The organism is Sodalis-like endosymbiont of Proechinophthirus fluctus, assembly GCF_001602625.1.
Taxonomy (GTDB): domain Bacteria; phylum Pseudomonadota; class Gammaproteobacteria; order Enterobacterales; family Enterobacteriaceae.
Genome location: NZ_LECR01000039.1, coordinates 46,144 through 58,222, shown reverse-complemented (window position 1 = coordinate 58,222; position 12,079 = coordinate 46,144). Strand labels below are relative to the sequence as shown.

The window sequence follows — 12,079 nt, the reverse complement described above, 5'->3', positions numbered from 1 at the left end:
TCATCACCGGTACCACTTATCAGTGCGGTGGTGTCGCCAGAAATGGCCTCGAGTAAAGTATGGGTGAGCTATCCCATCACCTCTATTGAGCAATCGGAACATGACACTAGCGCCGATGTGGCCGCGGGTACCGATGCCACCACTGTGCGTCAGGAACAGGCGGCGTTTGCCGTTAAACCGGTGTGCGAAGCCATGGTCGCGACGGTCAGCGAGGCAATAAACAGTCAACAGCTACCACAGCCGACGCTGGTCCCACTGGTGCTGTCACCTGCGCAGGAGTCTGCCTCTGATAGAGTACCACCTATGATCTCCCCCGACGAGCAACCGGTGGCGCAACAGCAGACTGAGCAGGATGAACTGGCCTGTCGGCAGCTCCGTGACATCAACACCTCAGGATGTCGACGATCTGTCGCAAGTGCAAGCACAGCCCAATACCGTGCCACCCCAACCCCCAGTGCCGAAGCCGAGCCGCTGTCGTTTGAACAAAGCGATGAAGAAACTCCTCTACCAATTCGGTGTCACCGTCGCAACCGGTCGCCGCCCACGATGAGGATCGTTCTGCCAATTTAGCTCCTTAGCCGCATTGGTCATGTCACATGACGACGATCGTCCTGTTAATCGGGCGCCGAACTTTAGACCACCTGCAATGCACGGTGCGTCATACCCTGACGACACGACCAATGCGGCTAAGGCGACAGATGCTGCCGCAGTTTTCAAGCATTTTCCCGGCGGCGTATTGCCCCAGATCGTTCTAGCCTCGGACAGCGAGAATGTCGGCACTGCGCAGCTAACGCTATCCACTGCGACTGAAGACGCCGCCTGTCATATGTCGACGCCCATCAGCGCGTCAATGACTAGTTTGACCCGAACTCTCCACAATAAGATTTTGTTGTGCTATCACTTGCCAGGTTCGCCTCGGTTTTTTCTTATTCGTTTTCGCCTAAATACGCAGGCTTTCGCTGTAAAAATTCCTAATGTGGATTATGATAGATGTAGGTCACCATTGGACTATTCATTGCCTGTATCTATCCAAAATGGCACCACCACTTTCTGGAAAACACCCATGGCGCTGGAAAAGCCAGAAGAAGCGATGACCTGTGAGTGACTGCAATTGATAAGTGAACAGTAGCCGCCGACTGAACGTGCTAGAAATCGTTTTTCCTATCTTTCCTTCATCCTGGATGAAAAAAGTAAATCGGCTGCTGATTCATAATCTGATACTGGAAGCACAGAACAAAAACTACAATGCATTGATGCAGAAATATTTCGCACAATTAGCGGAATAATTAGCCCGTCACGTAATGCTGGTTACGCCTCGTCCTGCGCCACGACAGGATTAACTGTCGTGGCGCGCGGCGGGCCGCAGCTTCTTATGGCAGCGCGCTCAGCAATCCTTTGCGATATTTTCTATTATAAAAAGTCTCTAATTGAGAAAAAATTTGAAAAAGGCGGTTGTAATGGAAGGTACCTGCGAACTAGGAGATGCTAGAACCTCATAGTCACTGAAATCATAACGAGTCAATAAGAGGTATATGATGGACAGAAAAAATGAAATTATTCATACACACCCGCTGGTCGGCTGGGACATTAATACGTCGGTATCACCAAAATAGAATCAACGGAATACCTGGATTATCGCAAACATTAGTTCTGTCACCCCTGATGTCACCCACTGCCCTGCCGCGGGTGATTTTATTTTACGTAAGCTTTATTTCAGACAGATGACTCTATTCGTCCTTCCGGACTGTTATTACATTATTCTCACCCAACGCTACAGCCAGTGGAACACAGTCAGTAGCATTAGAGTATGGTTTACGATTTAATCGTCATCGGCAGCGATTCTGTGAGGCAAGTCTGACTGAATGTGCTAATGATCGGTGCGGTCTTTCCACCGCACCAAGGCGGCAGCCACCATGGCGATACACGTCTTATCCGCCATGCCTATGGCGAAGTCGAGAAATATGTGCCGCTGGTGCAGTGCGCCCAAACCCTTTAGCAAAATACTCTCAGTGATGATGGGGAAACACCAGTTTTTCACCGGCAGAGGAATAACAAACCTCGAGCCGCGTCAATTCGTATTTATTTAAAATACCGTAAGCGGAGTGCAGTACTTCCGGCTGCCGTGCGAATTTATGACGGGGGCGCCTTGGTTAAATGCGCGCTAGTAGCTGGTAATGCGGTTTCGATATTATCGCCGTTTTTGCTGCGTTACTTTGCTGCCTAGCTACCCCTCTGTGCCGGTAGGTTAGTCATCCTCTTGATACTCTCTGCCCGTACGCACAGATCTGACACCATCGCCATTAACTGCCGAACTAGCCACCTACCCTGCGGGGGGGAAGCCGTCGCCGTTTACCCGTGCTTCGCAGCCTGCATGCAAATGCCGCGTGCTATTTCTGCGTCGGATCGTCCCCGGTCAGCGTCAGTTGCAGGCGCTCGCGGGATTTATTAAATATCTTCATGCCGTTTTTCCGCCCGGCGTAACGAGAACGCTGCTCGGACAGCGGCAACGTCAGCTCCTCCTGACAGATCACGCTACAGCAGCCGTCATAGTTATCGGCACAAATCGAGCACTGGATAAACAACAAATGGCAACCCTGATTGCGGCAATTAGTATGGCTGTCGCAGGGTGCGCTGCATTGGTGGCAATGGGCGATAATATCCGGCGTGATACGCTCTCCCAAACGTCCGTCAAACACAAAATTCTTACCGGTAAATTTCAGCGGTAACCCTTTTTCCCGAACACGGCGGGCGTATTCAATTATTCCACCCTCCACGTGATATACATTTTTAAAGCCGTTATGCAGCATCCAGGCGCTGGCTTTTTCGCAGCGGATACCGCCGGTGCAGTACATGACAATTTTTTTATCTTTGTCATGTTGCAGCATATCCACCACCAGCGTCAGCTGTTCACGAAACGTATCGGACGGAATCTCAATGGCATTATCGAAATGCCCCACCTCATACTCATAATGATTGCGCATATCCACAAAGAGCGCATCTGGATCGTCGGCGATGGCGTTAACGTCCTCTGCTTTCAAATAACGTCCTACGTTCGCCAGATTGAAAGTGGGGTCCTCAATACCGTCGGCAACGATGCGCGGCCGCACTTTCATGCGCAGTACCCAGAAAGATTTACCATCGTCGTCTAAGGCCACGTTCAAGCGCAGTCCATCCAGCTGGGGATGCATGGCAGACAGAACCTCGCGCAAGGCATTAAAACGGCTCTGCGGCACACTGATTTGAGCATTGATCCCTTCAGCGGCAATATAAACGCGGCCGAATACCTGCAGCGCCGTGAGCGCCCGGTAAAAATCATCACGGAAGCCTCGCGGGTCTCTCAGGGTAAAATAGCGGTAAAAAGAGACAGTTGTGCGCGGCTCTCTTTCGGCTAACATGCGCGCCCATAATTCCTGATTGGAGACCCGGTTATGTAACACTGGCATGGTGTACGTTCCTATCAGCAGTAAAAAGATCGGCGGCGGCTACGTCGGTGGCCCGGGGACGTATTTTACCTTATTCGCGTCAAAGCGCCAGTCACAGCGCGAAAATCCCCGCACCGCCTGTGACCGACCACCCTTGCATTTGCGTGATAGGGCGGCGACTTGACGATACTCCCGTCGGCCACCACTATTAGTGACGATCCGTGCCGGTTCAGGGAATCATCTCGACTGGCCATTTATCTTCGAGAGGCCCTCCAATGAGTCAACTGGGTATCCCTATCGACTCTTGGGTAATCTGAAGCTGGAAAACCGTATTGTCGCGCCGATGTGCCAATATTCCGCTGATGAGGGGAAAGTAACCTTAATTGCATACGTGCATCTAGAGCATTTAGCGCTGTTGCGCGCTGCGCTTTTAATACTTGAGGCCACTACGGTCAATCCGGTCAAGCACATCTTCCGCCGCAGGATCTGGGATTATGGGACGATAGGACAGAATAAGCCCTGGCGGTAGAGCAGTACTCGATACGGTAAAAATCATTTCCCCGATTGCGCTGGAGATCCAGCTGACCCATGCCGCGGGCATAAAGCGTCCACCTAACAGCCATGGCCTGGCGGAGGAGCTATTGCTGCCGAAAAGGGCAACTGAGAAACAGTCGCGGCGTCGGTACTCTCCTATGAAGACGCCTCCCCAGCGCCACGCGCGCTAAGCCTCTAGGAGATAGCGGCGCTAATAGACGATTTCTTCACTGCGGCCAGACGCATGTAGAGTATCGGTTTTAATCTCATTTAACTTATAGGCAGGCCCGCCCACGGCTATTTGCTGCATCATTTTTTATCGCCGTTGATGAATCAGTGCGAGGATCCTGCTACGGCGGCAGCCTAGAAAACTGCATGCGCCTGACTATTGAGATATTTCAGGCCTTGCGTCAGGCACTACCGTTAACTATGGCGGTAATCGTGCGCATTTCCGCCACCAACTCGACTGGGTTGATGGTGGCTGGGACGAGGCACAGTCAGTGGCGCTCGGCCAGCAGTAACCTCCAGGAAACCGGCCTTACGACCTTTGCGGTCGGCATAATTACCAAACCGGAGCAGGCAGAGGTGATTATCGCCAACGGCGACGAGGATGCGATCGCGTTAACCCTAGAATGCAACCGCCAAACTCGGCGCGCAAGTACAAGTGCCGAAGCAATATTCGCGCTGTGAACCTCGTATAGTGAAAGGGTTATTTCGCCAAACGTAGCGTTACTCTCACCGCTTATTGCACAAAAAGCGCTCTAATAGGCCGATAATGCCTTGGGCGAGACGCTTTATTCCACTGCGGCAAAAAAAATGCCAGAATATTACAAGGTATTAAACGGTACAAATAAAATACGGGCCTTGTCCCCGTAACGTTCATATCTGAGACTCTATGACTACACTTCCTGTTTTTAATTGTTCATTGCTGCATCCGCGTTATTGGTTAATATGGCTGGGTATTGGCGCACTCTACCTGCTGGTGCTACTGCCTTATCCGCTGCTTTATGCCTTGGGGACGTGCCTAGGGCGGCTCGTGATGCGTTTTATGCGCTATAGAGGGGCTATTGCACGCCAGAATTTGCAATTGTGTTTTCCCGCTATGCTGGAACTAGAGCGTGAAGCGCTTTTGAGGAAAAATTTCGAGTCGGTCGGCATGGGGCTTATCGAAACCGGCATCGCCTGGTTCTGGCCTGATTGGCGCATTAAATGCTGGGTCACCGTCAGTGGCTTGGAACATATCACCAACGCGCGTATGGAAAAAAAGGGGGTGCTGCTTATCGGCATGCATTTTCTCACCCTTGAGCTGGGAGCGCGAATTTTTGGCATGTATAATCCCGGCATTGGCGTTTATCGCCCCAACGACAACCCATTGCTTGATTGGCTACAAACTTGGGGACGTTTGCGGTCCAATAAATCCATGCTGGACCGTTCCGATATAAAAGGCATGATCCGCGCGCTGAAAAACGGCGATATTGTCTGGTACGCGCCGGATCATGATTATGGGCCGAAAAGCAGCGTATTCGCGCCGCTGTTCGCCGTCCCTGAAGCCGCGACGACTGCCGGCACCTATCTGTTAGCCAAAATAGCCAAGCCGGCGGTGATCCCCTTCATGCCGCGCCGGCTTCCGCAAGGGCGCGGTTATGAGCTGCTAATTCTGCCTGATGAATGCGACATGCCGCTCGATATTGATATCGCTACCGCCAGCTATATGAATAAGGTGGTGGAACAGGCGATTCTACGGGCGCCGGACCAATACATGTGGATGCACCGCCGCTTCAAAACCCGCCCGCCCGGCGAACCTTCGCTGTACCACTAACGCCCTGTGCGTCTGCCGTCCTGCCGGAACGGTGATTGCGAAAATCTGCGTAAAAACGACCGGTGAAATTACCCCAGCTCCCTTTTGACGCATACTATACCTCTGACTTAATCGCCTCGGGCGAGAGCGTTTCCAGTCCTGTTATGTTGTCGACCTCCATTTATGCAGTTTTTAGTCTTGTGCGCGCTGCTCTGGATCTGGATGCTTGGCAGTTTCGTGCCCAATGCCAACACGCCTATTGCCATCCAGGTAACATGCAACAAGAGCGGCTAGGCTCTACCACCGATACGGTAATCGGCGCGATGATTAGCCCACTGATAGGGGGAGGCTGACAGCGGATCTCTATGATTTACGGCCGGTCTTCTTCTATATAATACCGCGCTGGTGCTGTTCATCCAGGAACATTTTATCCCGTGCAGAAAAAAAGACATGTTCTCCGGGCGTCAGGATTTTTCCCTCGCTGAAAAATCCGCACCCGGTGCTGAGTCTGTTTGTCACTATGATCATCATCTATGTAGCCACCGGCCCTATCGCACCTATACTGATGACGGTGTATGTCCATTAACTGGCCGACCACTCGAAAACCTAGAGTTTATCAGCGGGATGATTGCCCTCCGTGCCCAGCATAGCAGCGCTGTTAATCTCGCCTCGCCCGGACGGGTGGTGGTATCAGGGAAAATAGCCAGTAAGGTACTATTATTCATCATTTTTTCTCCTATTATGTCAAGTTTATCCCTTCACTTTAGCGATTCCCAACCGCCACGTGCAGACCTTTGTGAAACCTTTATCCCTTGCCGTAATTTTCATTACGAAATCCTGTCGCCGGAAACATTCACCGGTTAATCAGTCGGTTATCTGCCGACTTACATAATAATGCCGGCACGCAGATTGACTTCCATCAGCCGCACCAGATTGGTGGCGATAGCCGCTCATGACACTATTGGCGTCCAAAATAACCATATAATAGGCGTATTCATTGCCCCTAGCGCCGACAAAAATCATCAATATTACCGCTTTTGCGCTTCATCCTACCGCCGGCGCCGACGGCGATAAAAATGCGCCCTGTGCCGATGGTTTCTTTACACAGTTCCATCCACGTTTTTTGCTCGGCGACGTGGATATTGAGATGATAACTGTCGCTGAGAATATAATAGACGTAGAGATGCTCTATCTGGATGTGGTGGCAACGATGGACTCTATGTCGCACGCAGACCGGCGTACACCTGCTCCACTTCTTCATTACAGATAGGCACAATATTGAAACGGACGCTGTATTCGTCCACGTCGGCATTGTTGCCCACGCTAATATGCGAAGCGACCGGTGTAGCCGGATCCAACTCTTTCGTCAGCTGGCTGATGAAGTCCACCTGGAAGGCAGTCGTGCCGTCCGGCTGACAAGTCAAGTTTGTCTTTTTCACATCCCCGTGGAACGTAAGGTTTGTTTCACATCGGCGAAATCTGGCGGATGGATTTTATCTTCATCGCGCGAAAAGTACAGCCGACAGGCGAGTTCCAGCGGTTGACTGACATCCGGCAATTTCCCCAGCGTCCAGAACGCGACGATATTATCATTGGTCTCATCTTTGGTGGAGGTTTCCACCGCTGATGGAAATCTCCACCAGCTCGAAATTCCCTTTTTCCCAAGCACCGCTGGGTTTCAACCTAGCCACTCAGGCACAGGTCGTAGCAATCGTCGAGATCCTGATTCTGGAAGAAATCGTACCCGTACTTTAGCAGCCCGAAACCGAGTGGGTTTTCCACTTGGAAAATGCTCACCGATAGGTGACGGGGATTATTCAGCGGATACCAGCGCGGTATCGATTGCCATACTGTGCGCGAAATGGCCGTAAACTTGTCCTTTACCGATAACGCGAAATAACTGGCGCCCAACATTCTGACAATTTCATCGTGTTATCGAGTTGATTTATCGAATAAAGGATTTTGAACCCGGCAAAATTGAGGTCCTTCACCGGATCAGGATCGTGATTGACTGATCGGAAATTGAATATATCAGATGAATATCTGACCTAATTAACGGCAGTCGCCGTGTCACTTCATTGATTTTCACCGCTTGGTCGAAATATATTCCCTGATGATAGAACTCGATTTTGAATGGGGTCTATAAATCGTGCTACATCGCCTTATCATGATTGAATCAGATTTGCTAGTCAGCGAGCTTCATATCGCAAAATTGCGAAGGCACATTGCTTTTTTGCGCTTCATATACCTTTGTCTACCATTGCCTGGGCTTGCTTAGCTACCACATAGTCAATAGAAAACGCATAAGGGCAAAGCGTATAGTGTCAACAGCACCATGATGTTTCCCAGCCAACGGAGACTCGCTTTGGATGATTTGACGAAGAGTTTATTATTTTGCACATCCACTCTGTATGTGCTCTTAATCATTTACTGTAATCTTTGATTACAGAAATCATTTGTCCGACAGGATGATACAGTAATGATTCCTCTGATTCGCCTTCTCGGCACCATGTATTTCATATAAGCTGAAAATCTACTATTAGAGTGATAAAAGATAGTCTATAAATGTTATAGCCAACAGTTTGTGCCCGGCTTCATTTTACCTGAACTATCGAGCAGGGTTAATGCTTTTTTCTCTTTCAGCGAATTATAAGGAAAAAGCAGACTTTTAGCTAGAATAAATCAGTATATTGTCATAAGCGCGGACGATACTGTACCAGTCGGGCCGGATAGCGCTCTCAAACCACCGGCGCCGATAATCACTGTACTCCGGTATAAGGGAACGTCGATTGATGCCCGGACCCTGACACGGTTTGTTGCCGATTTATCCTCGCCCTACTGGGATTTGTCCGCCGCTAATTTACGCCAGCGCTGTTTGATGTAAATGCGCATTTTTCGCATCGAAGCAGATAAAATCACTTGTTGCGGCTATTTATTATGCGCCAGGAACGCGCGGATGGCGTCAATATAGCTTTGCTGATAAACCTCTGTGCTGCTGGCCAGAGGCTGGACGTTAGTACGCAGTTGCGATGGCTGCTGTTGGCAGAATATGGTCAATTTACGTGGTGAAATGGCGTATTGCACGGAAACCAGCAGCCGGCTAACCATCTATTTTCAGGGAAATATACCGATACAGCTGACCCTGATAGCACTAACGTCACGACGTGATACGTTGGATGATTAAAAATGGATCCATCAAGCTAATCATCTCTACCACTGCGGCATAGACCCCGAAATACTAAGTTAATCTTATTCTGGCCCCTGTCGCCATAGCGACCGCCTCGCGCCATGCTAAGACCGCCTTGAAGGCACTTATTTTACCGAGACCCGTAGCATGGCGTCTTGTTGAAACCGGACGCGGGTAATCGACATCACCCGTAGTTGAACGCAATCAATTAGGAAAGGAAACGTTAAAAAACCTTACTCCGTCGCTGTGCTTCCCTCCTCTTTACAACCCATACTAAATATCTCCAGCGTTTCCTTATCAAGTTGGTAATATTCCCCTTTTAATTCCGCACATAATTTACTCATAAACGTAACCAGATATTCGATATTATAGCGGGCCATTTCTTTTCCTAGTTCCGTTTGCATACTGTCAGCCAAGGTCAATAATTTGGTTTGAAAATGATCAAAGGTATAATTGACATCATCCAACGGCCTGTGCAAAGCAAGCGGGTCGTCAGCGTGAAATAAGCCGCGTCCCAATTGCCCGGCCACATGAAATACCCGCGCTAATCCGATGGCCCCTAAGGACTCCAGGCGGTCAGCATCCTGCACAATTTTTGCCTCTGGCGTTTCCGGCGTAATGCAGGCGCTGAAGCTGTGTGCCTCTATCGCATGCACCACACCACCGTACAGCGTCGACGGGAAATCAGGAAAATAGTCAGCGAGGATTTCTTGTGTTTGTAGCGCCGCCTGCCGTGATGCTAGATGACGTTCGGGGTGATTTTTCGGGAGATTGACCACGTCATGGAAATAGCAGGCAGCTAATACGATCCTTTCATCCGCGTCGATAAACTGCATTATTTTACTGGCGGTTTTCCACACCCGACTGAAATGGGCAATATCATGTGCTTTGTCATCCTGCGAAAAATGTTGCTCTAGATATTCCTGAAAACGGCGTTCCCAATCCTCTAAAGTCATACCTCACTCCTACTTGCTATTAATTATAATCACATTATTAAGCTATTACCCACTGTGTAATAACTCCGAAATCGCCGTCGATGTTAGGAGTTAGGAGCTTAACATAATCATTCGCTAACCTGGCGCGCAAACAATATTGCAGGTTATGTCTTATTCCAGACGAAATAACGTGATTAAAGGGGGCGCACTGCGCAAAACTAACGTTGCGCCAAGGGATTTCCTTGCCGCGGCGTGCGATATAGCGTTTAAGGCCAGCATGCGCCAGTGCGAGGTATCGCAGCCGCGAGCCTCGTTGTTGTCAACCCCTATGTACGTTGTTACCGCCTAAGTTACCCACGCCCTTTTCCCTTTTTCCCGTTGCGCCTTATTCCCTTACTGCATTTTCCCTTTTTTCCCACTACTCCCCTTCATCATCCTACCTTCTACAGTGCGCCAGCGGGCCCCGCAACTGCTATTTCAGCATATCATTATGCCAACCTGACATCTGTCCGACGGCATATAAGGCGGATACCGGGCACAGTAATCTGCATATCAAGGTAATAGCGATTGCCAGCGCAACGGATGACTATTTAACTTTCGCACTTATTATTTTAGTATTAATACTTCTTTCATTCTGCTGTAGAAAAGACGCTTGTCACGCCGAACTGCTACCACTCAACAAGAGTAAAAATGGATAATTATCATGTCACTAAAGCTGAAGATAAATGGGCCTTAAACAAGGAGGTAATAGCTGTACCTGAAAAATGGCGGCGACCATGGCGGCGACCAATGATGAAATCATTACCCTCACAAATGCATGACTGGTAAAATGGTCTCGATGAAAATTCATCATAAATTATGATGGCACGATTCAGGAAGAACACACCTATCCGCGCACCAGTGATCCTCGTAAATCCAAGGGATAAAACCGGTGCTGCCACCACTACTCCGAAGTCCTTTTACTTCTATGGTAAGGAGTTCGAGGCGATTTACCTTTCCCCGGCTTACAGGCCTAGGCAATGAAACGTCCGGCGAGCATGATGCTCTCGGATGAAAGCGTATGCCCGAGACCCGGAAAAATTTTAGCTATCTCCTTCATGTCCACCGCGGTCAGCAACCATAAGGTCAGCGGACTTTCGCTAGAGGGAATGACACATCTTGCCCTCGGTGCAGCAATAGAACCGGCGTCTTCGCCTATGCCGGCGTAAAGGGAAGAGGTGTCGCCAATCTGCCGGAGAAAGAGACTACTCTGCCACCGGCCGGAGGAGGCAACCGCATCCAGAGCCATAGTAGCACTCTGAGAAAACCCTATCATCACCAAATTTTCCGGCTGCCCCTACAGTTCCCAGGCTGCCATTAAGCGCACCAGCGTGGTATCAAAAGAAGCACGCGGTGCCTGAATGCGCCACGGCCAGTTTTGTTCCGTTATCCCTGCTACAGTGAACCACTGATAGCCTTGACAAAAATCGGAATGCGACGGCGCATTAGGAGCAGCAAACTTACAGTCGGGTAGTTGGTATTTCTAAGCACCCGGCACAGGGGGAGCAGGAGCAGAACCATCTCCGCCACTACCCTACCCCACTCCGTGCAAAAGAATAATTAGGCTAGTATTCATCGCATATTTCTTACTTTTACAAATCCAGTATCACTAATGCCGGAACCACTGGGTTAATCCCGTTCATTTTTTCCACCGCTGCGGGCAGGAAGGAAAATCTTCAGAGTTATTAGCCGTGCTAGTAGGCGCGCAACCCTATGGCTGCATATTTATATTTCATATGATACCCGTGATGCCAATCAGATGATAATTCTCCCAGTCAGAAGTTATTAATTTCTATTATGGAAACAATTTATTACCAGCCCTGATCCCAGAATAGCTGACCACGGAAGTGGTTTGCGAGATAATCCACCAGCGCTCGCATCTTAGTGGCTAGATGATGTGTTAACGGATAAATGGTGTACAGACCGAGCGATGTCATTTCCGGCTGCGGGAGGAGCGGAGTGATAGCCACCCCCGCTGCAAAATTAAACGAAGGAATACGGGAATGCCAAGGCCGGAACATCGCCGCGTACAAGCACACGCTGGGGCTGGCGAAATGCAGACGGCTGTTAATGGTTATTGACACTGCGCCATAATCGCCATTGGAACCAAATTGCCAGTTCAAATTGCGAAAATTAGTATCAATGATACAATCATGAAAGCGAA

The 12,079-nt window shown here is 49.7% G+C and carries 10 protein-coding genes and 5 pseudogenes; 8 read left to right on the top strand and 7 right to left on the bottom strand.

The features are described 5' to 3' along the window. The 3 genes and pseudogenes from BG74_RS04270 to solA form a co-directional block, all read left to right on the top strand. Positions 1-570, top strand: a pseudogene (locus BG74_RS04270) (hypothetical protein); the annotation flags it as partial. A 76-nt stretch (positions 571-646) separates the two neighbouring features. Further along, positions 647-1,105, top strand: coding sequence for a hypothetical protein (locus BG74_RS16620; RefSeq protein WP_066596834.1), 459 nt, complete (start codon positions 647-649; stop codon positions 1,103-1,105). Between the two features lie 753 nt (positions 1,106-1,858). Then, positions 1,859-1,993 (top strand): annotated as a pseudogene (gene solA / locus BG74_RS20475) (N-methyl-L-tryptophan oxidase); the annotation flags it as partial. 394 nt (positions 1,994-2,387) lie between these two features. Here the strand turns inward: solA and trhO are convergent. Further along, on the bottom strand, positions 2,388-3,443 hold the full coding sequence (gene trhO / locus BG74_RS04260) for an oxygen-dependent tRNA uridine(34) hydroxylase TrhO (protein WP_066596833.1): 1,056 nt from the start codon (positions 3,441-3,443) through the stop codon (positions 2,388-2,390). Between the two features lie 254 nt (positions 3,444-3,697). Here trhO and BG74_RS10655 point away from each other — a divergent pair. The 4 genes and pseudogenes from BG74_RS10655 to BG74_RS13000 all read left to right on the top strand — a co-directional run bounded on the left by BG74_RS10655 (position 3,698) and on the right by BG74_RS13000 (position 6,618). Further along, a pseudogene (locus BG74_RS10655) lies at positions 3,698-4,683 on the top strand (oxidoreductase). 168 nt (positions 4,684-4,851) lie between these two features. Further along, on the top strand, positions 4,852-5,775 hold the full coding sequence (locus tag BG74_RS04245) for a Kdo(2)-lipid IV(A) acyltransferase (protein WP_066596826.1): 924 nt from the start codon (positions 4,852-4,854) through the stop codon (positions 5,773-5,775). A gap of 143 nt (positions 5,776-5,918) precedes the next feature. After that, a complete protein-coding gene (locus BG74_RS04240; protein WP_066596824.1) occupies positions 5,919-6,107 on the top strand; it encodes a hypothetical protein in 189 nt (62 codons plus the stop codon). 52 nt (positions 6,108-6,159) lie between these two features. Beyond that, on the top strand, positions 6,160-6,618 hold the full coding sequence (locus tag BG74_RS13000) for a hypothetical protein (RefSeq protein WP_187202604.1): 459 nt from the start codon (positions 6,160-6,162) through the stop codon (positions 6,616-6,618). 26 nt (positions 6,619-6,644) lie between these two features. Here BG74_RS13000 and BG74_RS16610 read toward each other — a convergent pair. The 4 genes and pseudogenes from BG74_RS16610 to BG74_RS04215 form a co-directional block, all read right to left on the bottom strand. Continuing rightward, positions 6,645-7,031: pseudogene (locus tag BG74_RS16610) on the bottom strand (glucans biosynthesis glucosyltransferase MdoH); the annotation flags it as partial. 158 nt (positions 7,032-7,189) lie between these two features. Continuing rightward, positions 7,190-8,181: pseudogene (locus BG74_RS12995) on the bottom strand (glucan biosynthesis protein). 501 nt (positions 8,182-8,682) lie between these two features. After that, positions 8,683-8,838 (bottom strand): hypothetical protein, encoded by a 156-nt coding sequence (locus tag BG74_RS04220; protein WP_244267273.1) that lies wholly within the window; start codon positions 8,836-8,838, stop codon positions 8,683-8,685. Between the two features lie 336 nt (positions 8,839-9,174). Then, on the bottom strand, positions 9,175-9,897 hold the full coding sequence (locus BG74_RS04215) for a phosphohydrolase (RefSeq protein ID WP_066596812.1): 723 nt from the start codon (positions 9,895-9,897) through the stop codon (positions 9,175-9,177). A gap of 145 nt (positions 9,898-10,042) precedes the next feature. On the opposite strand from BG74_RS04215, the gene BG74_RS12990 reads away from it, so the two are divergent. Then, entirely contained in the window at positions 10,043-10,225 is a 183-nt protein-coding gene (locus BG74_RS12990; RefSeq protein WP_187202603.1) for a hypothetical protein, read from the top strand. A 663-nt stretch (positions 10,226-10,888) separates the two neighbouring features. On the opposite strand, the gene BG74_RS12985 is transcribed toward BG74_RS12990, so the two are convergent. Together BG74_RS12985 and BG74_RS12980 are read right to left on the bottom strand one after the other, a co-directional pair. Beyond that, positions 10,889-11,164 carry a hypothetical protein gene (locus BG74_RS12985; protein WP_187202602.1) on the bottom strand — a complete coding sequence of 92 codons (276 nt, stop codon included), beginning with the start codon at positions 11,162-11,164 and terminating at the stop codon, positions 10,889-10,891. A 562-nt stretch (positions 11,165-11,726) separates the two neighbouring features. Continuing rightward, a partial coding sequence (locus BG74_RS12980; RefSeq protein ID WP_501037413.1) for a type 2 periplasmic-binding domain-containing protein occupies positions 11,727-12,079 on the bottom strand: 353 nt, incomplete at its 5' end.